Source organism: Actinomadura sp. 1N219, from assembly GCF_044326405.1.
Lineage (GTDB): Bacteria > Actinomycetota > Actinomycetes > Streptosporangiales > Streptosporangiaceae > Spirillospora.
The window spans coordinates 295591-320598 of record NZ_JBIRAY010000003.1 but is presented as its reverse complement, the minus strand read 5'-3'; the positions used below and the strand labels follow the sequence as shown (position 1 = coordinate 320598).

Genomic DNA, 25008 nt, shown 5'->3' with positions numbered 1-25008 from the left:
GGCGATCATGGACAACTTCCTCCAGCTGAGCTTCCAGGGCATGGCCCTGGGCTGCATCTACGCGCTCATCGGCCTGGGTTTCGTCATGGTGTTCAAGAGCTCGGGCGTGTTCAACTTCGCGCACCCGGTGTTCGTGATGATCAGCGCCTACATCGTCGCGGCGCTCGTCCCGTACGGGTTCGGCTGGGGCGTCCTGGTCGCGCTGGTGTGCATGGTGGCGCTCGCGATCGTGTGCGAGAAGGTCATCCTGCGCCGCCTGGCGGGACGCTCCCTCTACGTCGTGATCATGGCGACGCTCGGCCTGTCCGTGATGGGGCAGGCCGTGGTCGCGATGGCGTGGGGCGTCAACCCGCGCGGGTCCACCGAGGGGCCGATGGGACGGGGCGTGCTGCGCGTCGGCGGCGTCGCCCTCTCCTGGACGGGCGTCTGGATCATCAGCGTCTCCCTCGTCCTGCTGGCCGCGCTCTGGCTGTTCTTCCAGAAGACCCGCCACGGCCTCGCCCTGCGGGCCGCGGCCGACCACCACGAGGCCGCCCTGGCGCAGGGCATCAACATGCGCTGGGTCCAGACCGTGTCCTGGGGCATCGCCGGGGTGCTGGCCGTCGCCGGCGGGATCTTCCTCGGCGCGTTCCCGCGCCGCGTCTCCCCGGACATGGTCGACACCGCCCTCGGGGCGCTGCCCGCGCTCGTGATCGGCGGGTTCAACTCGCTGGCGGGCGCGGTCGTCGGCGGCATGAGCGTCGGGCTGATGCTGGTGCTCGGGTCCGGGTACCTGGCGGAGTACGGCGGCGTGCACGTGGTGCTTCCGTACGTGGCGATGCTGCTGGTCCTGACGCTGCGTCCCTCGGGACTCTTCGGGCACCACGAGGCGGAGCGCATCTGATGACCTCCACCGTGAAGACCCGCGCCGACGCGGACGTCGTGTCGTCGCCGGCGGACCGTCCGGAGCATTCGTGGACGTCCCGCGGCGCGCGCATCGCCACCGTGGTCGTGCTCCTCGCCGTCCCCCTGTTCAGCACGCCGCAGTGGCAGGCGATCGCGGTGTTCTCGGCGATCTCTGCGATCGCCGCGCTCGGCCTCCACGTGCTGACGGGCCTGGCCGGGCAGGTCTCGCTCGGCCACTCCGCGTTCGTCGCGGTCGGCGGCTACACCGCGATCTGGCTGGGCGCCGACCAGGGCCTGCCGATCTGGGTGTGGCTGCCGGCGGCGGGCCTGGTCAGCGCGGCGGTCGGGCTGCTCGTCGTCCCGTTCGCCGCCCGGCTGCGCGGGCTCTACCTCGCGGTCGTCACCCTCGCGGTCCTGTTCGTCGCGGAGTACGTGTGGGACGTCTGGGAGGGCCTCACCGGCGGCACCAAGGGACGCGCCGCGCAGCCCGTCGAGCTGTTCGGCCACGACCTGCTGGACGACGTGATCGCCGGCCCGTTCATGCTGACCGGCGACCAGCAGTTCTTCTACCTCGCGTGCGCCGTCCTCGCGGTGGCGGCCCTGGCGGCCCGCAACCTCAGCCGCACCCGGCCGGGACGCGGCTTCGCGGCGATCCGCGACCGCGACCTGACCGCCGGGGTCGTCGGCGTCCCCGTCGCCCGGATGAAGAGCGCGGCGTTCGGCGTCGCCGCCGCGTACGCGGGCCTCGCGGGCGCCCTGATGGTCTCGTACCAGACGTACGCGGTCCCCGACCAGTGGGACCTGATGATGTCGGTCGAGCTCCTCGCGATCATCATCATCGGCGGCGTCGGATCGCTGCGCGGCGCCATCGCGGGCGCGGTGTTCGTCACCGCGATCCCGCAGGTCGTGACGCTCCTGGCGGGCGTCGTCCCCGGGATCAGCACCACCCCGTCGGCGGGTGGCGGGGTGTCGGTCGACGTCCTCGCGAACTGCCTCTACGGGCTCGCCATCGTGGCGGTGCTGGTCTTCGAGCCGCGGGGACTCGCCGGCATCTCCGAACGGGTCCTGAACGCGGTCGGGCGGAAGGGGCGGTCAGATGCCTGAGAAGAGCACCCGGATGACTGAGAAGAAAGCGGCGGCGGCGGGACTCGCCGTCGAGGACCTCACAGTCGGCTACCGGACGGGCGGCGTCGTCCTCGAAGACGTCTCGCTGACGGCGCCCGCCGGGAAGATCGTCGCCTTGGTCGGGCCGAACGGCGCCGGGAAGACCTCGCTGCTGCGCGCGGTCTCCGGCCTCCTCAAGGCCCACCAGGGCGTGATCCACAAAGGGCGGGTCAGCCTCGACGGAGACGGCATCACCGGCGCCGACGCGTCCGCCGTCGTCCGGCGGGGGGTGGCGCAGGTCCTCGAAGGGCGCCAGGTCTTCCCGAACCTGACCGTCCGCGAGAACCTCCTGACCGGCGCGCACACCCTGCGCCGCGACGACGGCCGCCGGGACGCGACGTACGAGGAGATCCTCGACCTGTTCCCGGTCCTGCGGCAGCGGCTCGGGCAGCGGGCCGGCTTCCTGTCCGGGGGAGAGCAGCAGATGCTCGCGATCGGCCGGGCGCTGATGACCCAGCCGCGGCTGCTGGTCCTGGACGAGCCGAGCCTCGGCCTGGCGCCCCGCATCGTGGAGGAGATCCGCGACGTCGTCCGGGCCATCAACGCCAAGGGCACCACCGTCCTGCTGGTCGAGCAGAACGCGCTGCTGGCGTTCGAGGTCGCCGAGTACGGCTACGTGCTGGAGGCCGGCCGCATCGTGACCGGCGGCCCGGCCGCCGAACTCGCCGGCGACGAGCGGGTCGCGCAGTACTACCTCGGCGGGCAGGACGTGAGCGGCCGGCGCGCCCGGCGGACGGCGGAAAGGGCGGCCCGATGACCACCACGGTTCTCGAACTCGAGGACGTCACCCTCAATTTCAGCGGGGTCAGGTCCCTGGACGGCGTCTCGCTGGAGATCCGGGAAGGGGAGACGTTCGGAATCATCGGCCCCAACGGCGCGGGGAAATCCTCGCTCTTCAACTGCGTCTCGGGCGTGTACCGGCCGCAGCAGGGTTCGATCCGCCATCGCGGCCGGGAAATTCGCGGCGCGCGTCCCGACCGCATCAACGCGCGAGGCATCGGACGGACGTTCCAGAACGTCGAGTCCTTTCCCACCATGACCGTCCTGGACAGCGTCCTTCTCGGATGCATCAGCAAGCAGCGGGCAGGCGTGCTGCGCGGAATGCTCTGGTACGGATGGGCCGCGCGCGAAGAGCGCGAGAGCAGGGCCAAGGCCGAAGAGGTCCTGGAGATGTTCGGTCTCGGCGCGCTCCGCGACACGCGGATGGGCGAGCTTCCGGGCGGCACCCAGCGCCAGGTCGAACTGTGCCGGGCATTGGCCGCCGAGCCCGACGTCCTGCTGCTGGACGAGCCCGTCGCCGGAATGACGCACGACGAGGTCGAGTCGATGGTCGACGCCATTCTCGACGCCAATGAGCGCCTCGGCCTCACCGTGGTGCTGATCGAGCACAACATGGGCGTGGTGATGGACATCTGCGACCGGATCGCCGTCCTGGACTTCGGCCGCCTCGTCGCGGTCGGCACGCCCGCCGAGATCGGCGCGAACCCCGAAGTCCTCGCGGCATATCTCGGCAGCGCCCAGGCCGATCCGGCATGAAATCCGATCCGGCGTGAACAGCGAAATGGAGGATTGCGTGGCGGAGCCAGATCTGTTCGATCTCACCGGCCGCGGCGTGGTCGTCACCGGCGCCTCGTCCGGCCTGGGGAGGCGGTTCGTCCAGTGCCTGGCCGGGCGCGGAGCCCGGGTCGTGGCGGCGGCGCGGCGTACCCAGGAACTCAAGGAACTGGCACGGGACCTGGGCGAGGACCGGGTGCTGCCGGTCACGACGGACGTGACGGTGGAGGCCGACGTCCGCGCCCTCGTCGCCCGCGCGGAGGACTGGGCGGGACGGCTCGACGTGCTGGTGAACAACGCGGGCACGACCCACGTCAAGACCGTCGCCCAGGAGACCACCGACGACTTCCGCCGCATCCTGGAGGTCAACCTGGTCGGCCTCTACACCTGCGCCCGGTACGCCGGACTCGCGATGGCCGAGAAGGGCGGGGGCAGCATCGTGAACATCGCGTCCGCGCTGGGGCTGGTCGGGTCCAAGCGCATCCCGCACGGGGGCTACTGCGCGAGCAAGGCCGGGGCCGTCAACCTCACGCGCGAGCTGGCCTCGCAGTGGGCGCGCGACGGCGTGCGCGTGAACGCGATCGCGCCCGGCTACTTCGAGTCGGAGATGAGCCAGGAGCTCTTCGCCACCGAGGAGGGCCGCGCCTACATCCGCCGCACCATTCCGATGGGCCGGGGCGGGCGCGCCGACGAGCTGGACGGAGCGCTCGTCTACCTTGCGTCGGACGCGTCCGCCTACGTCACCGGGAGCGTCCTGTCGGTCGACGGCGGCTGGACGGCGGTGTGAGAGATGGCCGTTTCAGTTGACGACGACGGCGCGGTGCGCGTTCTCAGGCTCAATCGTCCGGCGAAGCGGAACGCGTTCACCCTCGAATCGATGGCCGCGTTGCAGGAGCGCCTGGACGACGGCCTGGCTGATCCAGAGATACGCGCCTTCGTCCTCACCGGGTCGGAGGGGACGTTCTGCGCCGGGGTCGACATCGCCGTCCTGGAGAACGCGACCGTCGCCGGGACCTACGGCAACCTGAACGCGCTCCACCGCACCGTCCGCACCCTGGCGGCGGGCGCGAAGCCGGTGGTCGCCGCGGTCGAAGGGCACGCGGTCGGCGCCGGGCTGTCCCTGGCGCTGGCCTGCGACCTCGTCGTCGCCGCCGAGGACGCGACGTTCCGCTGCGCCTTCCCGCGCCTCGGGCTGATGGCGGACCTGGGCCTGCTGTGGTCGCTGCCGAAGCGCGTGGGCGACGGCAGGGCCCGCCGGATGCTGCTCCTCGACGAGCCGGTGCGCGGCGACGAGGCCGCCGGCATCGGCCTGGCCGACTACCCGGCCGCGCCGGGGGAGGCGCTGCCGGCCGCCATGGACGTGGCCCGCAGGCTGGCCGAGCAGCCGCCCATGGCCGTCGCGTTCACCAAGGCCATGCTCGCCGGCGGCCACCAGAGCCTGGACGCGATATTGCGCCACGAGGCCAGCGACCAGGCACTGCTGCACGGCACGGCGGACTTCCGCGAAGGCGTCACGGCATTCACCGAACGCCGGGACCCCTCGTTCACCGGCCGCTGAGCCGCCCTCAGAACCCGCAGAACCCCTTCAGAAACAGAATTCCCCTTCTTCGATACGGAGGTACTCACGTGCCCGCTCCCGGAATCCACCACGTCGCCTACGCCTGCCGCGATCTGGAGGCGACCACCCGCTTCTACGAGGAGCTGATGGGATTCCCGCTCGTCCACACCGAGGTGGCGGCGGGGCCAAGCGGCGGATTCTTCCGCCACACCTTCCACGACACGGGCGACGGCAGCTGCATCGCGTTCTTCGACCTGCACGAGGCCGGGGAGCGGGAGGGCTGGAGCTCGGAGATCTCCATCGGCAACAAGCTGCCCCGCTGGGTGAACCACATCGCGTTCAACGTCACCGCCGCCAAGGTGGAGGAGGTGCGCGGCCGGATGCAGGCCGCCGGGGTCGAGCCGTACATGGAGGTCGACCACGACTACCTGCGCTCGCTGTACTACATCGACCCCAACGGGATCATGGTCGAGCTGTGCATCGACACGCCCGGCTTCGAGGCCGACCCGGCGGAGGCGCACCGGCTCCTGACCGCGACCCTCGACGACGTCGACCACAGCCGGCACAAGTCGATGGTGAATTGACGTCCTCCCTCGCCTGAAGGCGGGGGATTCCAACCCGTCCGCTACACAGAGAGGAGAACGGGTTGAGGTTCGCGGTTCACCGGCCGGGCCGGCGCCCCGCCTCCCCGCGCAGCCACCGTGCGTCCCACGGCGGTGTCTCGGATGTTGCAGGCGGCGTTGACATCGGCGTTGTCGCGGTGCCCGCAGGCAACGCACCGGAACACCGCTTGGCTCTCGCGGTTGTCCCGGGCGCGGTGCCCGCAGGCATGGCAGGTCTGCGAGGTGTAGGCCGGGTCGACCCGGACGAGGCGTCCGGGTGCCTTGTGCTCCAGCCGGGTGACCAGGCGTCCCCATCCGCTGGCCAGGATCGAGCGGTTGAGCCCTGCCTTGGCGCGGACGTTGGTGCCGGGGGCGTCGATGGTGCCCCTGGCCGAGCGGGTCATGGCGCGGACGTTCAGGTCCTCGACGGCGATCAGGTCGAACCGGCGTGCCAGATCCGTGCTGGTCTTCTCCACCCAATCCTTGCGGCGGTCGGCCTCACGCGCTTTGAGCCGTGCGATGGCAGCTTTGAGGCGGGCGCGGCGGTTGGATCCCCGCCGGGCGCGGGCCAGACGGCGCAGCAGCCGCTTCAGCCGGACCTTCTCACGCGGCCTCAACCCCGGCACGGTGGAGGTCTCGCCCGTGGACAGCGCGGCCGAGGCGGCCACGCCCCGGTCGACGCCAACCGCCGCACCGTTACCGGGCGCGGGAACCGGGGCGGGGACCGCGGTGAACGCGACATGCCACCGCCCGGCGCGGTCACGACCCACCCGAAAGGACTTCACCCCCGGCGGGACAGGCCGCGACCAGCGCAACCGCACCCACCCCACCTTCGGCACCCGCACCTCACCGGTACGGCGGGACAACCGCCGAACGTCCCAAGCCCGGCCCCGGGCCCCGACGATCCGGAACCCCTCATGCACACCGGCCTTGCGCCAGGTAGGGCGGCGGTGCGTGCCCGCAAAGAAGTTCGCCATCGCTTGGGCGAAGTCTCTGAGCGCCTGCTGCTGCACCGTCTGCGACCCCGCCGCCAACCACGAATTGGCCGCGCGGGCCTCAGTCAACTGACGGGCCTGAGCGACATAGCCCGGGGCCGGGCCCCGCCGCGGCGTCCACCACGCATGCTGCTCCACCGCCAGATTCCACACGAACCGGGCATGTCCGCAATGCTCCAGGAGCAGCGCCTCCTGGGCGGGGGTCGGGCACAGCCGGTACCGGGACATGTCCCGCAACCTACCGAACGCCACCGACAAACCCCGGACAGTCATCATGCCGCACCGTTCCACGTTTCCTCCCCGACCTGAAGGACGGGGTTTCCACGCTGGAGGTATCCGATGAAGCCGCCGAGCGCGTTCTCGGTCCCCGAGCACGTGCTGCCGCTGCGCGAGGCCGTCCACCGGTTCCTCACCGAGCGCGTCGAACCCGTCGAGCACGCGCTGGACGTGCGGACCCCCGAATCCCGCGAGCTGCTCGCGGAGCTGCAGTCCCAGGCGAAGAAGGAAGGGCTGTGGGCGCTCGGGCACCCGGCGGAGATCGGGGGCGGCGGGATGCCGTTCCTCGACTACGTCTACGTGAACGAGGTCCAGGGCCGCTCGGACTTCGGGCAGTACGCCCTCGGCACCTGGACGCTCCAGGACTCGCTCATGCTCCGCCGGCACGCCGAGGGCGAGGTCCGCGACCGGTTCCTCGACCCGCTGGTGCGGGGCGCCATCGGGCCGAGCTTCGCCATGACCGAGCCGGACGTCGCGTCCTCCGACCCGACCCAGCTCGAGACCTCCGCCAGGCTGGAGAACGGCGAGTGGGTGCTGAACGGCCGCAAATGGTTCATCACGGGCGCCGGTGACGCGGCCTTCACCACGGTCTTGTGCCGGACGGAGCCGGACGACGCGCCGCCGCACCGCGCGTTCTCGCTGATCGTCGTCCCGACGGACACGCCCGGGTACCGGATCGTCCGCGAGACGCCCGTGCTCGGGATCGAGGGCGGGCACTACGAGCTGTCCTTTACCGACGTGCGGGTGCCCGCCGGGTACCTGCTCGGCGAGCGCGGCGCGGGCTTCGCGATCGCGCAGGAGCGGCTCGGCCCCGGACGCATCTTCCACTGCATGCGCTGGCTCGGCCAGGCGCAGCGGGCCTTCGAGCTGATGTGCGACCGGCTGAACAGCCGGATGCTGAAAGGCGAGAAGCTGGGCGACCGGCAGCTGATGCAGCAGCACGTGTTCGAGAGCTGGGCGCAGATCCAGTCCTGCCGCCTGCTCACCCTGGACGCCGCCAGCAGGATCGACCGCGGCCACGACGCGCGCGTCGAGATCGGCGCGATCAAGGTCGTCGGGGCGCGGATGCTGCACGACGTCATCGACCGGGCCGTCCAGGTGCACGGGGCGGCCGGCCTCACCGGCGACACCCCGCTGAGCCGGATGTACCGCGCCGCGCGGTTCGGGCGCATCTACGACGGCGCGGACGAGGTGCACGTGGTCAACGTCGGGCGGCGGCTGCTCCGCGAGTTCGAGCGCGGGAACGGCTGGGACTTCGGAGCGTGAGCGTGGACGGCGAAAGGGGCGGGGCATGGTGACGGACGGAGCCGGGCCGGAGGCCGCGGGAGCCGGGGCCGGGCTGGACGAGCTCGTCCGTCCCGACCTGCTCGGACCCGCCGTGGCCGCGGCGACGGGCGACGCGCGGTGGGCCGGGCTGACCGCGACGCTGCTGGCCGGGGGGAAGTCGAACCTGACGTTCCTGCTGGCCAGCGCGGCCGGTGAGCTGGTGATGCGCAGGCCGCCGTCCGGCGAGCTGCTGCCGAGCGCGCACGACATGGGACGCGAGGCGCGGGTCCAGCGGGCGCTCGGCCCGTCCCCGGTGCCGGTTCCCCGCATCGTCCTCAGCGACGACGGCGGGCTCACCGGCTCGCCCTTCTACGTCATGGAGCGCGTGAGCGGCCACGTCATCCGGGACCGCATCCCCGACGGGTACGCCGACGCCCCCGGACAGCGCGCGGAGCTGGCGTGCGCGCTGGTCGACGCGCTGGCGGCCCTGCACTGCGTCGACCCGAAGTCGGTCGGGCTGGACGGCTTCGGCAGGCCGGACGGCTTCCTCGCCCGGCAGGTCCGGCGGTGGAACGACCAGTGGCAGCGCTCCCGCACCGAAGCCGTGGCGCCCGTCGAGGAGCTGGGGCGCCGCATCGCCGAATCGGTGCCCGCGTCGCAGCGGAACGCGATCGTCCACGGGGACTTCCGGCTCGACAACTGCGTGATGGACGCGGACGACCCCGGCACGGTCCGGGCCGTCCTCGACTGGGAGATGTCCACGCTCGGCGACCCGCTGACCGATCTCGCGCTGCTGCTTTTCTACTGGCAGGAGCCCGGCGAGCCGGGGCTGCGGCTGACCCCCGCCGTCACCGCGCTGCCCGGCTTCCCGCCGCGCGGCGAGATCGCCGCCCGCTACGCGCGCCAGGCGGACGTGGAGCTGCCCGACCTGCCCTTCTACGAGGCGCTGGCGCACTTCAAGTGCGCGGTGATCACCCAGGGCATCGCCGTCCGCGTCCGGGCGGGCGCGATGGCCGGGCAGGAGTTCGGCGACCTCGACGGCGAGGTCCGCGAGATCGCCGAGCGCGGCCTGCAACGTCTCGACGCCCGCTGAGGGCGGCCAGTTGGAAACGACGTCAGATTTCTGCTAATAACGGGTGACCCGGAGGCGCATTCATGGACGACCGATTCACCGGTTCGCTGGCCGATATGGCCGATCACTGGGCCCGGGAGGCGCCCGAGGGTCCGGCCACCGGCAACGCGGGCGGCAGGCTGCTCACCTTCGGCGCGCTCGCGCACCGGTCCGCGCAGGTCGCGAACGCGCTGGAGGGCGCCCGCGGCCCCGTCGCCTACCTGGGCCGGGACTCCGCCGTCTGGGCCGAGCTGATGGTGGGCGCGAACCGGCGCAGCGTCCCCGCCGTCCCGCTCAACTGGCGGCTGGCGCCGGGCGAGCTGGCGCGCGTCCTCGATCACGCCCGGCCGGGAACGATCGTCAGCGACGCCGCGTACCTGCCCGCCCTCGGCGTGACGGACGAGGCCGCCGGAGAGAACGCCGTGGTGCTCGGCGGCGACCTCAGTGTCGCCGGAGGCTACGACGCCTGGCTGGACGGGCGGCCCGCGGTCGCCGACCCGCGTCCGGCCGACCCCGGCGCCGCGACCCTGCTCATCTACACCTCCGGGACGTCGGGCCAGCCGAAGGCGGTGCAGCTGACCAACGGCAACATCGCGGCGAACCTGGCGTCGTCCGCGCCGTGGGAGGTCGGCCCGGGATCGGCGGTGTGCGTCCCGTCCCCGCTGTTCCACGTCTCGGGCACGGGCTGGCTGTTCTACTGCCTGGGCCGGGGCGCCAGGTCGGTGTTCCTCACCGACGCGTCGCCGGAGGGGGTCCTGCGCGTGCTGCAGGACGTCCGGGCCACGCACATGCTGAGCGTCCCGGCCGTCGTCCAGACCCTGGTCCAGAGCCCCGCGGTGGCGGGCGCCGACCTGAGCAGCCTGGGGACGCTGATCTACGGCGGGTCCCCGATGCCGCCCGCCGTGATCGAGGAGGCTCAGGCGGTGCTCGGCTGCGACCTCGTCCAGAGCTACGGGATGACCGAGGCCTGCGGGCCCATCACATTCCTCGGCCCCGACGACCACCGGCGGGGAGGCGCGCGGCTGGCGTCCGCCGGGCGCGCCGCGGACGGGGTGGAGATCCAGGTCCGCGACCCCGAGACCGAGCGCGAGCTGCCCGCCGGAGCCACCGGCGAGGTCTGGATGCGCAGCGCCCTCCTCACTCCCGGATACCTCGGCGGCGAGGCCGACAACGCCCGCGCCTTCCGCGCCGGGGGCTGGTTCCGCACCGGCGACGCCGGCCACCTGGACGGGGACGGCTACCTGTTCCTGACCGACCGCATCACCGACATGATCATCACCGGGGGCGAGAACGTCCATCCGGTCGAGGTCGAGAACGTCCTGGCCGAGCACCCGGACGTGGCGGAGGCCGCCGTCGTCGGCGTCCCCGACAAGCGCTGGGGCGAGACGGTCGCCGCGATGGTCGTCGCCAGGGACGGCGCCGTGCTCACCGAGCCGGAGCTGATCGCCTTCTGCCGGGAACGGCTCGCGCACTACAAATGCCCGACCCGGGTCGACCTGGTCGGCGAACTGCCCCGCACGCCCAGCGGCAAGGTGCTCAAACGGCGGCTCCGCGAGCTGGCCGTCCCGCGCGTCTCAGGCGCGCATTAGCAGAAGGACCGCCTTTGCGTATCGTCGAGATTCGAGAGACATCCGTTCCGCTGCAGGGGAACGTGGCCAATTCCGTGGTCAGCTTCGCCGACCACACCGTTTCCCTGGTAGCGGTGATCAGCGATGTGCGCAGGAATGGACGTCCGCTCACCGGCGTGGCGTTCAACTCCATCGGACGCTTCGCCCAGGGCGGGATCCTGCGCGACCGGATGATCCCGCGCGTGCTCACCGCCGACCCGGATTCGCTGCTCGCCCCCGACACCGGGCTTCTCGATCCGGGACGCGTCCTGAAGCGCGCCATGAAGGACGAGAAGCCCGGCGGCCACGGCGACCGCGCCGCCGCTGCCGCCGCCGTCGAACTCGCCTGCTGGGATCTGCTCGCCAAATACACGGGCGAACCGGCCTACGCCGTCATCGGCAAGACGTACGGACGCGCCCCGGAAAGCGACGGCGTCCCCGTCTATGCCGCCGGAGGCTATTACCGTCCCGGCGACGACATCGGGCAATTGACGGCCGAACTGCGCGGCTACCGGGACGGCGGGTACCCGGCCGTGAAGATGAAGATCGGCGGCCTGCCGCTCGCCGACGACCTGCGGCGCGTCGAGGCGGCCGTCGAGGCGATGGGCGGCGGCTCCGCGGTCGCTGTCGACGCGAATGGGCGGTTCGGCTGGACGCAGGCGCACGCGTACGCCGAGGCCGTCGCCGGATACGGGCTCCGCTGGTACGAGGAGGCCGTGGACCCGCTCGACTTCGACCTGCACCGGCGCCTCGCGGAGGTCTACCCGGGCGCCGTCGCCACCGGCGAGAACCTGTTCTCCGTCCAGGACGTGAAGAACCTGCTGCTCTTCGGCGGCGTCCGCGCGGGCCTGGACGTGTTCCAGATGGACGCCGGGCTCAGCTACGGGCTCACCGAGTACGTGCGGATGATCGAGCTGATGGAGGAGCACGGGTTCGACCGCAGGTCGGCGTTCCCGCACGGCGGGCACCTGATCAACCTGCACATCGTGGCGGGTCTCGGCCTCGGCGGTTGCGAGGCCTATCCGGGGGTGTTCCAGCCGTTCGGCGGCTACGGCCCCGGCTGCCGCCTGGCGGACGGCCGGATCCGTCCCGCCGACGACCCCGGCTTCGGCCTCGAAGCGAAGCCGGGCCTTTCGACGGAGATCGCGCGGTTGGTCGGATGAGCATGGAGAGGGAAGCCATGAGAATTGCGGTGGTCGGCTGCGGGGCGATGGGGTCGGTGTACGCCGGACGGCTCGCGTCTGCGGGCCATGACGTACTCGTCGTCGACAGGTGGGCCGCGCACATGGCGGCCATCGCCGAGAACGGGCTTCAAGTGTCCGGGCCGGACGGCGAATTCCGGGTCTCGGTCCAGGCGCACACTTCCGCTCCCGATGACCCGGTGGATCTCGTCGTCCTCGCGGTAAAGGCGGCGGACGTCGGAACCGCGACGGCCGAAGCGCGGCCGCTCATCGGGCCCGCGACCGTCGTCCTCACCATTCAGAACGGTTTCGGCTCGGCCGACGTCGTCGCCGCGGAACTCGGGGGCGACCGGCTCGCCGTCGGGGTAGCGAGCGGATTCGGCGCGTCGGTGAAAGGCCCGGGGATCGTCCACCACAATGCGATGCGCGCGCTCCGTTTCGGCGGCCACGGCGGGCTCGGCCACTCCGAGGTCGAGCGCGTGGCCGCGGCCTGGCGGCTCGGCGGATTCGACGCGCAAGCCGTTTCCGACATCGCCGCGATGCAATGGGAAAAGCTCATCTGCAACGTCGCCTACAGCGCTCCATGCGCGCTGACCGGGCTGACGGTCGGCGAGGTCATGGACGACGAGCACATGGGCCCGGTCAGCCGCGCGGCGGCCACCGAGGCATGGGACACCGCGCGGGCTCTCGGCGTCGCCGTCTCGGCGCCGGAACCCGTCGAGTTCGTCCGCGACTTCGGGGCGCAGATGCCCGCCGCGAAGCCGTCCGCGCTCCTCGACCACGAGGCCCGGCGCGTCAGCGAGATCATGTTCATCAACGGCGCGGTGCCCCGCGAGGCCGCCAAGGCGGGCCGGGAGGCCCCGGTCAACGCCACGCTGACGGCCCTGGTCCGCGCCCGCGAGACCGCTTGGGCGAATGACCGATAGAGAATTTCAGCGTGCAGATCGTTGGGGGGCCTGAGGCGCGAGACGCGGACATGTCGGAGGCCGCCAGATTGGCTGCGGCTTTCGCTGAGGTGACCTATAGAAGCGAGAGCGGATGCGCCGGACTGGGGTCCGCCGCACCGAAACCGTGCGCGCCGAATTCGGTGATCTCGCCCACCGAGGGCTGCGGCATGGGCCCGCAATTCCTGTCGTCCACTTCGCGGCCCGCTCTCCCGGCCAAATACACATTGAGGGTCACCTGGTCCCTTTCGAAACTCTGCACGGACACCGCCGTCGGGCCGTGCCAGAACATCCGCGGAGCCCAGCCGGGTCCCGGCCGCCCCGTCCGGGCCACATGGCAATCCACCACCGACCTCCCGGCCTGCGTGGAATGGGTGCCCAACTCGGTGGAGCCGTACTTTGGAGAGTCCGGCTTTGGCCAGTGCTGACCGCGGGTCCGACCGGCTGGCGAGAGCACGCATGAGGGCCGAGCGGCGGCGTCCTGCCGAGGAACCGGCGCCCGATCCCGCGCAGGACTGGACCCAGCGGCTGGCCGCCCTGAGCACCTTCGGCCCGCCGACGACGCTCATCGCCGCCGTGCTGATCTGGTACGGCTATGTCGCCACGTTGCAGCGTTTCCGGTATTTCGGCGTCGATCTGCAACTGACCGAGCTGGCCAATCAGGATCTGCTGAAATTCGGCGTCGAGGTGGCGTATCCGGCGGCGGCCCTGCTGCTCCTGATCGCACTCGTGGTGCTGGGCGCGCACGCGCTGATCAGCGGAACGATCCTGCCGTCCCGGCCGCGCCAGGCCCGCCGGCTCGGCGTCGGCATCGCCCTGATCGGCCTGGCGCTGCTGGTCCGGGCCCTGGTCGGGCTGCTGTCGACCGAGGTGGCGCGGAACGAGACCCCCGGGGTCACCCCGCTGTCGCTGACCGCGTGCGCCCCGCTGCTGGTATACGGGTTCTGGCTGGCCCGCCACGCCGGCACCCAGGAACCGGCGATGGACGGCATCGAACGCGGCGGACGCCTGGCAGCCATCGCGATCGGCGTGATGGGCCTGTTCTGGGCCGCCAACAGCCTCGCCGGAGAAGTCGGAATCGCCCGCGCCTACGACGACGCGAAAAACCTCGGCAAACTTCCCGAGGTGGTCATCTACACCAAGGAACCATTGGTCGACGTCCCGCAGGAAACAAGGCACGCCGACTTCGGCGACAAGGTCGCCTACCGGCACCGCTATCAGAACCTGCGCCTTCTCCCGGCCTCGGGCGGACGCCTTTTCCTCATTCCGCTCACCTGGAAGCCCACCGACTCCACCGCCCGGATCTCCACGTTCGTCATTCCCTACGACGAGAACGTGCGACTGCAGCTGATCCCGCAGCGAACCCGCTAGCCCGCCCCGGCGCCTGACGTCCGGGGCGGACCAACCGGACCAACCGGACCAACCTGGCCGGCCGGGGTCAGCCGGTCTGCCCGGCGCCGCGGTCGGGGGCGCTCATGTCCCCCGTCCCGGGCGTGCCGTCGGCCAGCCCGTAGCGCAGGTACACGGTGCCCGACGGCGTCGCCACCGGCGGTTCGAGAAGGGCGAGGTTCGTGGGCACCGCGCCGCCGTCGAACACCTTCTTCCCGACGCCGAGCACGATCGGGTGCACCCACAGGTCGAGACGGTCGAAGAGCTTCTCCCGCAGGAGCGTCTGCACCAGGTTCAGGCTCCCGACGACCTTCACGTTCTCGTGCCGGTCGCGGACCTCGCGCACTGCGGCGGCCAGGTCCGGGCCGAGCTGCGTGGACCCGGCCCATGACAGGTCGGGCTTGCCGCGGGAGGCCACGTACTTGGGGACGCGGTTGAACAGCGTCGCGATCTCGTCGTCCTGGCCGCCCTCCTGGTGCGGCCAGAAGGCGGCGAAGATGTCGTACGTCCGCCGGCCGAGCAGGAGCGCGTCGGTGCCCTCATAGGCGGCGCCGACCTGCGCGCCGCCGACCTCGTCCAGCAGCGGCGCCTGCCAGCCGCCGAACTCGAATCCCAGCGGATCTTCGCCGGGGGCGCCGGGCGCCTGCCCGACCAGGTCGAGGGTCGCGAACATTTCGATGTGGATCAGGCCCATTGCATGCTCCCGATGAATTGGTTGTCCCGCCACGAGGTAGACCTGCGGGCGTCGGCAGAATCATCGCTGCGACATCACCGGCATCCCCCCGGGCGAGCGTCTCGCACAGGCGGCGGCCAGTTGGCGCTCGGTGACGGGATCTTGTTGAAGGCTGCCGGATTCGGAGATCGCCGTTGCCGTCCCGGTGCGGCTGCCACTACCAAGACTTGCGTGGTAGAGGGTCGTCCCACTCCTAGGAAGAGACGGATATGAAGAGAGTCGTTTCGGTCGCTCACTTGGCCGTGCTGGCCACACTCGGGGGAGCGGCGGGGGTGGTGGGGATATCGGCGGCCGTCCAGGCTGCCACCGGCGATGGCCGCCAGGGCCTGACCGCGCAGGTGACGGACGTCCAAGGCAAGGAAGTGGGGAGGCTGACCGTCACGGGAGCCGGCTGGGGACGCCAGCGCGTGTCGGTCCAGGTGTGGAACCTGCCCGCCGGTTTCCACGGTTTCCACGTGCACGCGGTCGGCAAGTGCGATCCCGCCGCCGTCGACCCCAGCACCGGCAAGGTCAGCCCGTTCTTCACCGCCGGGCCCCACCTGGACGTGGGCGGCCCCCACACTCATGGAACCCACGCGGGCGACCTCCCGAACTTGCAGGTCGGGCAGAACGGGCGGGGCACGGCCGAGACGCTCACCGACCGGTTCAAGACCCAGGACCTCCTGGACGCCGACGGCAGCGCGATCGTGGTCCACGCGCTGGCCGACAACCACGGAAACATCCCGGAGCGGTACGAGTCAGGAGGCAAGAAGGGCCCGGACGCGGACACCCTGAAGGCCGGTGACTCAGGGGGCCGCAGCGCGTGCGGAGTCATCAAGGACCAGGAGAACTGACACCAGGGCCCCTGGACGCGGACGTCGCGTTGAGGCGGAGGCGGACCATTTCCGCAATGTCGTTGATGGTGCCGTCCGCGTCCTGCCGCCGCCGCGGGGCGCGGGCGGCGTGCTCGTGGGCGGGGCGACCGCCGAGGTGATGGACGACCTGGACCTGATCGCCGGGGCGCTGCCGTGGACGCTGCTGATCATCGTGGTCAGCACGGGGACGCTGCTCGCGGCGGCGTTCCGGTCCGTCCTCCTGCCGATCAAGGCGCTGGCGGTGGCGGCGCTGTCGCTCACGGCGTCGTTGGGCGTGCTGGTCTGGGGCTTTCAGGACGGAGGGCTCACCCCGATCCTGGGAGTGCCCGCGACCGGGCAGCTGTCGTCCACGACCCCCGTCCTAGTACTGGCGGTGGCCTTCGGGCTGTCGGCCGACTACGAGACCCTGCTCCTCAGCCGCGTGCGGGAGGAGTGGCTGCGCAGCGGCGACAACGTCCACGCGGTCGCCACCGGACTGCAGCGCACGGGCGGCATCATCACCAGCGCCGCGCTGCTGCTGACCATCGTCACCGGGGCACTGGCCACCGCGCAGGTCGTCCCGGTCGCGATGATCGGCGTCGGGCTCACCGTCGCCATCGCGGTGGACGCCATAGTGATACGGCTGGTCCTCGTCCCCGCGGCGATGCGCCTGATGGGCCACTGGAACTGGTGGTTCCCGCACCGCCACCGCACCCCCGCACCGGTCAGCCGGGCGACCTGACTACGGCTGCGGTGCACGAATGTGCAGAGGGCGCTTTAGCGGTGTGTGAGGTGGCCGTGCCGTAGACGGCCTGTCAGGCGGATGTGCAGCGTCTCCGGTGCGTCGTCGTCCGCGTTCCTGTCGATCGCGATGCTGCTGTGCCGCACTGACAGTTCGTTGGCGTCCACCGCCATGCCCGGCGCCAGGATCAACTCCACGTTGCCTCCGCTCACCCGCAGCTCGATGACCAGTTCGGGGCCGGTGCGCACCGCGCTGGTCAGGTCGAGCATCACGCCGCACCATGCGGTGCGGAGCACGAGCCGGTGCGGCAGCGTCCAGCGGCCCTCGCGGCGCACCGAGCCGTGCCGCTCCTTGATGGTGAGTCGTTCGGCGGGCGGCTCGGCCGGCGTCCCGGTGAACGGCGACATGGGTGCGCCGTCGCGGCCCGGGGTCGCGATCAGATCGGCGGTGAGCGGGGTCAGCGCGTCGATGGTGCGGGCGGCGAGGGCCGCGTCCAGCCGCTCGTCGAACTCGGCCGGGTCGAGCCGGCCGTCGGCGACGGCGGCGCGCAGCAGCTCCATGACCCGGTCGCGGTCCGCGTCGGACGCGCGCAGCGCGGGTGGCCTCGGCGGATCTGGCGACATCCGGCCTCCTCGGCGACGTGGTGAACGCCACCGAAATTCTACGATCTATGTTTGCTGGAGAGGTTGTCGCCTATGAGCCAGCCCATGCCGAAGGCTGCGAGCAGGCCGTTGCCGGACAGGTAGCCGTCGGAGTGAGGGCCTGCTAGGCCGCAGGCGGTGCCGCCGCCCGCGTACAGGCCGGGGATCGGTTCGCCCGCAGCGGTCAGGACGCGTCCGGACGGGTCGATCACGAGACCGCCCTGGGTGGCGAGCAGGCCGTGGGTGACCCAGGCGAGGTGGTACGGCGCGGTCAGGTGGCGGCGGCCTGGGAATGGGATTAGCGCGCGCTCGGTTTCCTCCGGTGTTCGGTGCAGGGACGCGGCCAGGTCTTTGATGGTCGGGTGATCGTGGATGGCGCCTGCGGCTAGGCATTCGCGCATCATTTCCGACTCGCGGGTGGCGGCCATTGCGGTGGCGTCCCAGATCATCGCGGCGCGTTCGCCCGGTTGCCGCCGCAGGACGCCCGCCATGGACGAATAGCCCTTCGATTCCTCGTCGACGAAGCGCTCGCCGTCCAGGTTGACCAGGACGGCGCCATTGAACGGCAGCGCGGGGGACACGCGGGTGCCGTGGTCGACGACGACCAGGCCGGAACGCAGTGCGGCGCCCATGTTCCGCAATTGCCCACCCAGCCGCAGCGCCCAGCCGAGTGCGTCGCCGGTGGACGTGGAAACCCCGCCGTAGAAGGGCGTCCCGAGGTGGGGGAGGTGCTCTTCGACCAGCGCCCGGTTTCCAGCGAAACCGTCGGCGGCGAGCACGACGGCACCGGCCCGGATTCGCTGCGGGGAGCCGTTCTGGGACACGACGACGCCCGTGGCCTCGCCCAGGTGGGAGACGAGGTCGATGACGGGGGCCTCGTCGACGAAGGCGACGTTGCCGTGTTTATCGATAAGGGCGCGCAGGTGGCGCATAAGGCGGCCGCCGCCCAGGCGTCCGGTGTCGGTGTGCAGGCGCCGGGCCGTCATTCCGGCCCGGGGCATGTCGGTGCCGAGTTCTATGGGATAACCGGTGTCGGCGATCCAGTGCACCATTTCCGGGGCCGCCCCGCAGAGCGCCTCCACCACCTGACGCCATTCCTCGTCGCCGCTGGCCCGGAGGATGTCCTCGGCGTGCCGCTCCGGCGAGTCCTCGATGCCCGCGGCGGCCTGCCAGCGGGTGCCTCCGGCGGCGAGGGAGCCCGAGGAGATGGCCGCGTTGCATCCTTCGCGGGCGGACTTCTCGAAGACGGCGACGGTCACGGCCGGGTTCCGTGCCGCGCGGAGGGCGGTCATCACGCCGCATGCCCCGCCTCCGACGACGGCGACGTCCACTTCGGCGTCCCAAACGGTCATCCCAGGGTCCTCGACGTCCCGTAGAAGTCGCGGGCGGCGTCGACCAGGGGACGGGGCGGGCGCGCGCCGTGGAATCCCGTGCGCGCCGGGGCCAGGCCGGTGGCCCGGAACTGCGCGGCGCGGAGTTCCGCGACGCGGACGCAGGTGCTGAGGGAGTCCAGCACCGGGACGTCGTCGACCCGGGAGATCCCCCGGTCGGCGAGGAACACGTTGAGCGGCCCCTCGCCGGGGACGATGACGTTCGCGCCCGCCTCGATCGCCTTCCGCGCGGCCCGGACGAAGGCGTCCACCAGCGGCTGAGGGTCGGCGTAGGCGGCCATGACATCGGTGAATTGCGCGTCCACCTGGACGATGGGGCCGACGAGCGAGTCCAGCCGGTAGTCGCGCATGTTCCGGCGCAGTTGAGGTTCGAGGGCGCCGATGAAGTTGACGATGCCGACGCGGTCGCCGAGCTGTGCGGCCATCAGCACCGAGGTCTGGCCGAACGCGACGACCGGGATGTCGACGAGCGTGCGGACCTCCTCGTACGCGGTGTCAGGGATGGTCGCGATCAGGAAGGCGTCGTATCCCTCGTCCTCCGCCCGCAGCGCCGCGTGCGCGAACTGCTCCTTGTGCAGCCCGGCGAGGTAGGCGTAGCCGATGTGCGTTCCCGGATAGTCGGACGGGTACGTGCCGGGCTTCATCCCATGGAGGTCGATCTCCGTACTGGGGGCCGCCTGCGACCGCAGGTGCCGGGCCAGGGCGTCGCGGTAGTGCGGGACGTCGTCCAGGACCGTGAACGACTGGTGCCAGATCCGCATGCTCAACCCCCTGCGGCGGCGTTCGCGCCCGCGATGCGTCCGAACGTCGCGCCGCGCAGCACCGAGGTGGAGCCGGTGTAGTTCGAGTAGTACAGCCCGGTCAGCTCCCCGGCCGCGTACAGGCCGGGCATGGGACGGCCATCGCGGTCGACGACCTCTGCGGCCGCGGTGGTCTTGAGGCCGCCGAAGCTGAAGACGTTCGCCGCCATGATCGGGTAGGCGGCGAACGGCCCGTCCGCGATGGGACGGGCCCAGTTCGACTTCGCGGGGACGAGCCCGCCGGTCGCGAGCCCGTCAGGACGGGCGTGGTCGAATCCGTCCGGGGGAGGGCAGGCCGCGTTGTACGCCGAGATGGTCGACTCCACGGCAGCGGCGGGGAGCTCCAGCCGCCGCGCCAGGTCACCGATCGTGGCGGCGGTGACGGGCGCGACGTCGGTGCGCACCCCGGCCATCAGGTTCGGCACCGCCAGGCCCCGCTGGTCGAGGATCACCCAGGCGATCCCGTCCGGCTGGGCCTGGATGGAGCGGGTCGTCCGCTCGTACCAGGCGTCGACGGTGCCGCGCGCCTCGTCCACGAACCGCAGCCCCTCCTTGTTGATCAGCACGCCGTAGGGGAAGCAGAAGACCGCGGCCTCGGGCGCGCCGCTGCGCGGGTCGATCGGCTCGGCGTGGAAGAGGGCGAAGTTCCCGGCGGTGGCGGCGCCGAGCGCGAGCGCCATCTCCAGCCCTTCGCCCTTGTTGTAGTTGCCGCCCCTGGCGACCGGACGGCAGGTCAGCGCCCTGTCGCCGTGGTAGCGGGCCATCAGTTCGAAGTTCCCCTGGTAACCGCCGCTGGCCAGGACGACCGCGCCCTCGAACACCGCCGGGCCGGTGGGAGTGTGCGCGAACACGCCGCCGACGCCCTGCCCGGAGGAGGTGAGCCGGCGGGCCGTGGTCTCGAAATGGAATTCCGCCCCGAGCCCGCGGGCGGCCTCGCCCATCGTCTCGACGATGGCCTGCCCGCCGCCCACCGGCGCCATCCGGGTCGTCGACTGAGTGAGGAACGGGGTGGGCATGAAGTCGAACCTGACTCCGTGCCCGGACATCCAGCGCAGCGTCGGCGGCGCGTTCTCGGCCAGCGTCGCGACGTAGTCGGGGTCGACGGTGTGGGCGGCGCGGTAGAGCGCGCTACGCCGCCGCGGCGGGAGTGCCGCGTCATTGACGATGGACGGGTCCGGGTGGCCCATGAAGTCGTCGACCAGGGCGTCCTCGAATCCGTCGGCGACCTCGTCCAGCGACTTCATGCGCAGGAACGCCTCGGTGTGGCGGGTGTTGCCGCCGGTCTCGGCCTCCGGGGAGCGCTCCAGGACCGCGACGCGGGCGCCGCTCTCCGCCGCCGCGACGGCGGCGGACAGGCCCGCGACTCCGCCGCCGACGACGACGACGTCATAGGTGTGGGTCCGCACGGCCGTCCCCCTCAGAACCCGAGCTCGGCGGAGCCGATCACGGAACCGAAGAGCGGCAGCATGTGGGTCACGGAGAACTCGTGGAAGTCCGGGCGGAACGAGGCGCACATGTCCTCGACGACCGTCACCTGGAGGCCGGAGTCGGAGGCGTGCCGCGCCGCCGACTCGACCACCAGGTTGGTGGCGACGCCGCCGAGGACGACCTCCGCGACCCCTTCGGCGGCCAGCAGGTCGCGCAGCGGCGTCCCGACGAACGGGTCGACGCAGCCCTTGTCGACGACGGGCTCGCCCTCGCCCGGCGCGAGCGTCTTCACGATCTGCGCCTCCGGCGAGCCGGCGAGCATCGCGCGCTGCTCCTCGTACGGGTCGAAGCGCGGCAGGCGGTTCGTGCGCAGCTTGTAGGACGCGTCGAAGGCGAGCCGCACGTGCACGACGAGCGTCCCGGCGGCGCGGGCGGCGGCGAGCACCCGCTCCGCCGTCGCCAGGACGCCGCGTTCGGCGATCTGCGCGGCGAGCGGCGGCATCCGCAGATGCGGGCCCTCCTCGCACAGCGCGACCTGGTAGTCGAGCATGAGCAGGGCCTTCTTGGCGGCGGTCATCACAGTCTCCTCGGTCGGAAGGGGTTACCACGCGGACCAGCCGCCGTCCACGTACACGACCTGACCGGTCATGTACGCGGCGGCGGGGCTCGCGAGCAGGAGCAGGGGGCCGGCGAAGTCGGCGTCGGGGTCGCCGAGGCGGCCGAGCATGGTGCGGTCGCCGAACCACTTCAGCCGGTCGGGCTGGTCGCCGAGCGCGGCCGTCATCTGCGTGGGGTAGAAGACGCTCGGGGCCAGGCAGTTGACGTTGACGCCGTGCGGGCCGAGTTCGGCGGCGAGCGCGCGTGTCACGTTCACCACCCCGGCCTTGGACGCGTAGTACGCCGACTCCGGCACCGGCCCGACACGTTCGGCGTAGACGGTGGTGAGGTTGACGATGCGCCCGCCGCGGCCCTGCCGGGTGAGGGCTTTGCCCGCTTCGCGCCCGACCAGCCAGGTCCCGGTGAGGTTGACGCGGACGACGTGCTCGAACTCGTCCACCGTCGTCTCGTCGTAGGGCTTGCGCAGCATGACGCCCGCCGCGTTGACGACGACGTCGAGCCGTCCGTGCTCGGTGATAACGCCGTTGATAGCGGCCGCGACGGACGCCTCGTCGGTGACGTCGACCTCGTGTTCGCTCGCCCCGCAGGCGCTCGCGGTGGCGGCGAGGTCGGCGGCGCGCGACGCCAGGTCGGCGGCGGCGACCCGCGCGCCCGCGTCCGCGAGGGCCCGCGCCGCGCGCTCGCCGAGACCGCCGGACGCCGCGCCCACCACCAGCGCGACCTGCCCGGACAGGTCGAACAATTCCGCCGGCCTCACCATTCGAGCTCGCTTTCCTCGGCCGCGGCGTGGTGACCGGCGAGGCGGCCGAAAACACCCGACTTCCCAATGGACGTGCCGGTCATGTAGCCCGCGCCGTGGAATCCGCCCGTGACCTCACCGGCCGCGTAGAGGCGCCCGATCGGCGCGCCCCACCAGTCGAGGACGCGCATTCGCGTGTCCACCGTGAGCCCGCAGTACGTGGCGAGCACGACCGTGCCCGACGGGTGCGCGTAATAGGGCGGGCGATCGATCGGCGTTGGCTTCCCGACCCCGCCGGACAGATGCGTCCGTCCGAATGGATCGGGACGGCCCCGCAGAATCGCCTCGTTGTATTCCTCGACGGTGCGCAGCAAGGAGCCCTCGGGAAGGCCGATCTCGGCTTCGAGCCCCGCGATCGTGGCGGCCTTGGCGAGCATTCCGGCGCGTTCGCGTCCGGCGAACTCGTAGATCGGCACCTCGTCGTTGGCCAGCGCCATCGTCCGGGAGTCGAAGACCTGCCAGGTGGTCACGCCGGGCTGGACGAGCGCGGCGTCCCCGATCTCCTTGTAGTTCCTCGACTCGTCGGCGAACCGGTTCCCTTCGCGGTTGACCGCGATGGCGCCCTTGTAGACGGCGAGGATTCCGGTGCCGTCCTCGTCCGGGTGCTCGACGTGATAATGGCCGTAAGTGCCTTTGATGCAAGGGGTGTCGCGCAGCCCGGCGCCCAGCGCCATGGCCATTTTCAGGCCGTCGCCCTGATTGCCCGCACCGCCTTGGCGCAGCGCGTGCTCCATTTGCGGCGCGAACGTGGCGAGCAGTTCCGGATTCATGGAGAATCCGCCGGTGGCGAGGACGACCGCGTCTGCGCGCACGTCGCGTCCGTCCGCCAGCCGGACGCCCGTGACCCGCGAGCCGTCGTGCAGCAGCCGCTCCCCGGGCGCGTCGAGCATGATCCGCGCACCCCGCTCACCGGCCGCCCTGAGCAGCAGGTCCAGCATGCGGGTGGTGTCGGCGGGATGGCTGCGCGGCGCCGACTGCCCCGACGCCGCGTGGATCTCCCCGTACTGGACGCCGTGCCCCTTCAACCAGCGGTACGTCTCCAGCTGATGCTCGCAGTACAGGTCGACCAGCGCCGGGTCGTTGCGCCGCCCGCCGACGTCCAGCAGATCCTCGCGGAGCAGGTCGACGGAGTCGGCGATGCCCTGCTCGGCCTGCTCGTCCGTCCCGGCGAAGGCGGAGAGCCCGGCGGATTTCACGGTGGAGCCGCCGATCTCACCGGTCTTCTCCAGCAGCAGGGCGTACCGTCCCGCCTCGGCGGCGGCCAGCAGCGCGGCGCATCCCGCGAGCCCCGCGCCCAGGACCAGGACGCCGACGCGCTCGGGCAACTCGGTCTCGACCGGCAGGCCGCTGACGCCGGTGACGCCGTTCACCCGAAGCTCCCGTACTCCCGGTCCAGCGCGCTTTCGGCGGCGCTGAACCGCGGCAGGTTGAACAGGTTCTGCCGCTCCGCCCAGCCGACCATCCGCCCGGCCCGGGACGCGGTCTCCCCGTGCTCCCGCAGATGGGCCAGCGCCTCGCGTCCGGCGAAGTGCATCGAGCGCATCAGGTAGTTGGCGAACAGCACGACCGCGAAGCCGAGTTCCGCGTACTCCGCCACCGTGAGCTGCGGGGTCTTGCCGCCCTCGACGACGTTGACGACCAGCGGGACGCCGGCCAGCTCGCGCCCGACGCGGGCCAGCTCGGCGACGGTCCGCGGCGCCTCGACGAACAGCACGTCGGCGCCCGCCTCCGCGTAGGCGCGGCCCCGCTCGATCGCCTCGTCGATCCCGTGGACGGAGCGGGCGTCCGTGCGGGCGATGATCACCAGCGCGTCGTCCGTCCGCGCCGCGCACGCCGCCGCGATCTTGGTCTGCATGTGCCCGGACGGGATCAGCGCGTGCGAGTCGAAATGCCCGCACCGCTTCGGCGTCTCCTGGTCCTCGAGCTGGAGGCCCGCGACCCCGGCGCGCTCCAGCAGCCGGACGGTGCGCATCGCGGCGAGCGGCCCGCCGTAGCCGGTGTCGGCGTCGCAGACCAGCGGGACGCGGGTCGCCTCGGCGAGCCGTCCGGCGTGGCCGGCGACCTCCGCCTGGGAGATCAGCCCGATGTCGGGCAGCCCGTAGCCGGCGTTGGCCAGCCCGGCGCCGGTGGCGTACGCGGCGGCGAAGCCCGCCTCTTCGGCGAGCCGGGCGCCGAGGGCGTCGGTCACTCCGGGCAGCACCAGCGGCTCGCCCCCCGCGCCCGGGACGGCCGCGGCCAGCGCGGAGCGCAGCGCGAGGCGCCTGTCGCGGGCGCTCGGGCCGGGGCCGACGCCGGTCAGCGACGCGAGCAGGCCCGGCTCCCAGGGCGGGGTGTGCGGCACGACGAGCTCCTCCATGTAGTGATTACTACAGACGCTAACCGTGACATCAGTCATCGCGGAAGCGCAAGTTCCTGATTTACCTGCTGAACACTTGCGTTCCCTGGAGCGATCGTTCTACCGTCCATGTAGTGAATGTTACAGAGATGCCGG

Annotated in this window: 25 protein-coding genes; 15 read left to right on the top strand and 10 right to left on the bottom strand. The window is 71.8% G+C overall.

Annotated elements, in window-relative coordinates:
• Positions 1–7 precede the first annotated feature (7 nt).
• From ACH35V_RS13660 to ACH35V_RS13630, 7 genes are all read left to right on the top strand, one after another.
• Positions 8–883, top strand: a complete 876-nt coding sequence (locus ACH35V_RS13660) for a branched-chain amino acid ABC transporter permease (protein WP_395972417.1) — start codon at positions 8–10, stop codon at positions 881–883.
• Positions 883–1989, top strand: a complete 1107-nt coding sequence (locus ACH35V_RS13655; protein ID WP_395972416.1) for a branched-chain amino acid ABC transporter permease — start codon at positions 883–885, stop codon at positions 1987–1989. The genes ACH35V_RS13660 and ACH35V_RS13655 overlap by 1 nt, the downstream gene beginning before the upstream one ends.
• Positions 1990–2002: 13 nt before the next feature.
• The gene (locus ACH35V_RS13650; RefSeq protein WP_395972415.1) at positions 2003–2806 is read left to right on the top strand and encodes an ABC transporter ATP-binding protein; all 804 of its coding nucleotides are present in this window, start codon (positions 2003–2005) and stop codon (positions 2804–2806) included.
• Positions 2803–3585, top strand: a complete 783-nt coding sequence (locus ACH35V_RS13645) for an ABC transporter ATP-binding protein (protein ID WP_395972414.1) — start codon at positions 2803–2805, stop codon at positions 3583–3585. The genes ACH35V_RS13650 and ACH35V_RS13645 overlap by 4 nt, the downstream gene beginning before the upstream one ends.
• Before the next feature lie 37 nt (positions 3586–3622).
• Positions 3623–4390, top strand: a complete 768-nt coding sequence (locus ACH35V_RS13640) for an SDR family NAD(P)-dependent oxidoreductase (RefSeq protein WP_395972413.1) — start codon at positions 3623–3625, stop codon at positions 4388–4390.
• Positions 4391–4393: 3 nt separating this feature from the next.
• Positions 4394–5161, top strand: coding sequence for an enoyl-CoA hydratase/isomerase family protein (locus tag ACH35V_RS13635; protein WP_395972412.1), 768 nt, complete (start codon positions 4394–4396; stop codon positions 5159–5161).
• A 68-nt stretch (positions 5162–5229) separates the two neighbouring features.
• Positions 5230–5745: a VOC family protein gene (locus tag ACH35V_RS13630; protein ID WP_395972411.1), complete on the top strand. Its 516-nt coding sequence runs from the start codon at positions 5230–5232 to the stop codon at positions 5743–5745.
• 41 nt (positions 5746–5786) lie between these two features.
• Here the strand turns inward: ACH35V_RS13630 and ACH35V_RS13625 are convergent, their stop codons facing one another.
• Positions 5787–6986, bottom strand: coding sequence for an RNA-guided endonuclease InsQ/TnpB family protein (locus tag ACH35V_RS13625; protein ID WP_395972410.1), 1200 nt, complete (start codon positions 6984–6986; stop codon positions 5787–5789).
• Between the two features lie 111 nt (positions 6987–7097).
• Between ACH35V_RS13625 and ACH35V_RS13620 the strand changes: the two genes are divergently transcribed.
• The 6 genes from ACH35V_RS13620 to ACH35V_RS13595 all read left to right on the top strand — a co-directional run bounded on the left by ACH35V_RS13620 (position 7098) and on the right by ACH35V_RS13595 (position 14514).
• On the top strand, positions 7098–8300 hold the full coding sequence (locus ACH35V_RS13620) for an acyl-CoA dehydrogenase family protein (RefSeq protein ID WP_395972409.1): 1203 nt from the start codon (positions 7098–7100) through the stop codon (positions 8298–8300).
• 25 nt (positions 8301–8325) lie between these two features.
• A complete protein-coding gene (locus ACH35V_RS13615; protein WP_395972408.1) occupies positions 8326–9393 on the top strand; it encodes a phosphotransferase family protein in 1068 nt (355 codons plus the stop codon).
• A 62-nt stretch (positions 9394–9455) separates the two neighbouring features.
• Positions 9456–11000, top strand: a complete 1545-nt coding sequence (locus ACH35V_RS13610; protein ID WP_395972407.1) for an AMP-binding protein — start codon at positions 9456–9458, stop codon at positions 10998–11000.
• A 62-nt stretch (positions 11001–11062) separates the two neighbouring features.
• Positions 11063–12181 carry an enolase C-terminal domain-like protein gene (locus ACH35V_RS13605; RefSeq protein WP_395972406.1) on the top strand — a complete coding sequence of 373 codons (1119 nt, stop codon included), beginning with the start codon at positions 11063–11065 and terminating at the stop codon, positions 12179–12181.
• Positions 12182–12198: 17 nt separating this feature from the next.
• On the top strand, positions 12199–13125 hold the full coding sequence (locus tag ACH35V_RS13600; protein WP_395972405.1) for a ketopantoate reductase family protein: 927 nt from the start codon (positions 12199–12201) through the stop codon (positions 13123–13125).
• A 477-nt stretch (positions 13126–13602) separates the two neighbouring features.
• Positions 13603–14514 (top strand): hypothetical protein, encoded by a 912-nt coding sequence (locus tag ACH35V_RS13595; protein WP_395972404.1) that lies wholly within the window; start codon positions 13603–13605, stop codon positions 14512–14514.
• Positions 14515–14581: 67 nt separating this feature from the next.
• Here the strand turns inward: ACH35V_RS13595 and ACH35V_RS13590 are convergent, their stop codons facing one another.
• The gene (locus tag ACH35V_RS13590; protein WP_395972403.1) at positions 14582–15226 is read right to left on the bottom strand and encodes a dihydrofolate reductase family protein; all 645 of its coding nucleotides are present in this window, start codon (positions 15224–15226) and stop codon (positions 14582–14584) included.
• A 248-nt stretch (positions 15227–15474) separates the two neighbouring features.
• Here ACH35V_RS13590 and ACH35V_RS13585 point away from each other — a divergent pair, with 248 nt between their 5' ends.
• Complete coding sequence (locus ACH35V_RS13585; RefSeq protein ID WP_395972402.1) at positions 15475–16098, top strand: superoxide dismutase family protein; 624 nt, start codon at positions 15475–15477, stop codon at positions 16096–16098.
• Positions 16046–16840 carry an MMPL family transporter gene (locus tag ACH35V_RS13580; protein ID WP_395972401.1) on the top strand — a complete coding sequence of 265 codons (795 nt, stop codon included), beginning with the start codon at positions 16046–16048 and terminating at the stop codon, positions 16838–16840. Before ACH35V_RS13585 ends, ACH35V_RS13580 begins: the two co-directional genes overlap by 53 nt.
• Positions 16841–16875: 35 nt before the next feature.
• Here the strand turns inward: ACH35V_RS13580 and ACH35V_RS13575 are convergent, their stop codons facing one another.
• From ACH35V_RS13575 to ACH35V_RS13540, 8 genes are read right to left on the bottom strand one after another with little or no spacing between them, the layout of a single operon-like run.
• Positions 16876–17463, bottom strand: a complete 588-nt coding sequence (locus ACH35V_RS13575) for a DUF1707 domain-containing protein (protein ID WP_395972400.1) — start codon at positions 17461–17463, stop codon at positions 16876–16878.
• Positions 17464–17501: 38 nt separating this feature from the next.
• On the bottom strand, positions 17502–18833 hold the full coding sequence (locus tag ACH35V_RS13570; protein ID WP_395972398.1) for an FAD-dependent oxidoreductase: 1332 nt from the start codon (positions 18831–18833) through the stop codon (positions 17502–17504).
• Positions 18830–19633: an aspartate/glutamate racemase family protein gene (locus tag ACH35V_RS13565; RefSeq protein WP_395972397.1), complete on the bottom strand. Its 804-nt coding sequence runs from the start codon at positions 19631–19633 to the stop codon at positions 18830–18832. Before ACH35V_RS13565 ends, ACH35V_RS13570 begins: the two co-directional genes overlap by 4 nt.
• 2 nt (positions 19634–19635) lie before the next feature.
• Entirely contained in the window at positions 19636–21078 is a 1443-nt protein-coding gene (locus tag ACH35V_RS13560; RefSeq protein WP_395972396.1) for an FAD-dependent oxidoreductase, read from the bottom strand.
• 11 nt (positions 21079–21089) lie between these two features.
• Positions 21090–21677 (bottom strand): cysteine hydrolase family protein, encoded by a 588-nt coding sequence (locus ACH35V_RS13555; RefSeq protein ID WP_395972395.1) that lies wholly within the window; start codon positions 21675–21677, stop codon positions 21090–21092.
• 24 nt (positions 21678–21701) lie between these two features.
• Positions 21702–22478 (bottom strand): SDR family oxidoreductase, encoded by a 777-nt coding sequence (locus ACH35V_RS13550; protein WP_395972394.1) that lies wholly within the window; start codon positions 22476–22478, stop codon positions 21702–21704.
• Positions 22472–23887: an FAD-dependent oxidoreductase gene (locus ACH35V_RS13545; protein WP_395972392.1), complete on the bottom strand. Its 1416-nt coding sequence runs from the start codon at positions 23885–23887 to the stop codon at positions 22472–22474. The genes ACH35V_RS13550 and ACH35V_RS13545 overlap by 7 nt, the downstream gene beginning before the upstream one ends.
• The gene (locus ACH35V_RS13540; RefSeq protein ID WP_395972391.1) at positions 23884–24873 is read right to left on the bottom strand and encodes an oxaloacetate decarboxylase; all 990 of its coding nucleotides are present in this window, start codon (positions 24871–24873) and stop codon (positions 23884–23886) included. Before ACH35V_RS13540 ends, ACH35V_RS13545 begins: the two co-directional genes overlap by 4 nt.
• Between the last annotated feature and the right edge of the window lie 135 nt (positions 24874–25008).

What these genes read in the sequence shown, in the direction of transcription:
- ACH35V_RS13660 (WP_395972417.1), top strand. Translation starts at nt 8, where the DNA reads ATGGACAACTTCCTCCAGCTGAGCTTCCAGGGCATGGCCCTGGGCTGC.
- ACH35V_RS13655 (WP_395972416.1), top strand. Translation starts at nt 883, where the DNA reads ATGACCTCCACCGTGAAGACCCGCGCCGACGCGGACGTCGTGTCGTCG.
- ACH35V_RS13650 (WP_395972415.1), top strand. Translation starts at nt 2,003, where the DNA reads ATGACTGAGAAGAAAGCGGCGGCGGCGGGACTCGCCGTCGAGGACCTC.
- ACH35V_RS13645 (WP_395972414.1), top strand. Translation starts at nt 2,803, where the DNA reads ATGACCACCACGGTTCTCGAACTCGAGGACGTCACCCTCAATTTCAGC.
- ACH35V_RS13635 (WP_395972412.1), top strand. Translation starts at nt 4,394, where the DNA reads ATGGCCGTTTCAGTTGACGACGACGGCGCGGTGCGCGTTCTCAGGCTC.
- ACH35V_RS13625 (WP_395972410.1), bottom strand. Translation starts at nt 6,986, where the DNA reads ATGTCCCGGTACCGGCTGTGCCCGACCCCCGCCCAGGAGGCGCTGCTC.
- ACH35V_RS13620 (WP_395972409.1), top strand. Translation starts at nt 7,098, where the DNA reads ATGAAGCCGCCGAGCGCGTTCTCGGTCCCCGAGCACGTGCTGCCGCTG.
- ACH35V_RS13615 (WP_395972408.1), top strand. Translation starts at nt 8,326, where the DNA reads ATGGTGACGGACGGAGCCGGGCCGGAGGCCGCGGGAGCCGGGGCCGGG.
- ACH35V_RS13610 (WP_395972407.1), top strand. Translation starts at nt 9,456, where the DNA reads ATGGACGACCGATTCACCGGTTCGCTGGCCGATATGGCCGATCACTGG.
- ACH35V_RS13600 (WP_395972405.1), top strand. Translation starts at nt 12,199, where the DNA reads ATGAGAATTGCGGTGGTCGGCTGCGGGGCGATGGGGTCGGTGTACGCC.
- ACH35V_RS13595 (WP_395972404.1), top strand. Translation starts at nt 13,603, where the DNA reads ATGAGGGCCGAGCGGCGGCGTCCTGCCGAGGAACCGGCGCCCGATCCC.
- ACH35V_RS13590 (WP_395972403.1), bottom strand. Translation starts at nt 15,226, where the DNA reads ATGGGCCTGATCCACATCGAAATGTTCGCGACCCTCGACCTGGTCGGG.
- ACH35V_RS13585 (WP_395972402.1), top strand. Translation starts at nt 15,475, where the DNA reads ATGAAGAGAGTCGTTTCGGTCGCTCACTTGGCCGTGCTGGCCACACTC.
- ACH35V_RS13575 (WP_395972400.1), bottom strand. Translation starts at nt 17,463, where the DNA reads ATGTCGCCAGATCCGCCGAGGCCACCCGCGCTGCGCGCGTCCGACGCG.
- ACH35V_RS13570 (WP_395972398.1), bottom strand. Translation starts at nt 18,833, where the DNA reads ATGACCGTTTGGGACGCCGAAGTGGACGTCGCCGTCGTCGGAGGCGGG.
- ACH35V_RS13565 (WP_395972397.1), bottom strand. Translation starts at nt 19,633, where the DNA reads ATGCGGATCTGGCACCAGTCGTTCACGGTCCTGGACGACGTCCCGCAC.
- ACH35V_RS13555 (WP_395972395.1), bottom strand. Translation starts at nt 21,677, where the DNA reads ATGACCGCCGCCAAGAAGGCCCTGCTCATGCTCGACTACCAGGTCGCG.
- ACH35V_RS13550 (WP_395972394.1), bottom strand. Translation starts at nt 22,478, where the DNA reads ATGGTGAGGCCGGCGGAATTGTTCGACCTGTCCGGGCAGGTCGCGCTG.
- ACH35V_RS13540 (WP_395972391.1), bottom strand. Translation starts at nt 24,873, where the DNA reads ATGGAGGAGCTCGTCGTGCCGCACACCCCGCCCTGGGAGCCGGGCCTG.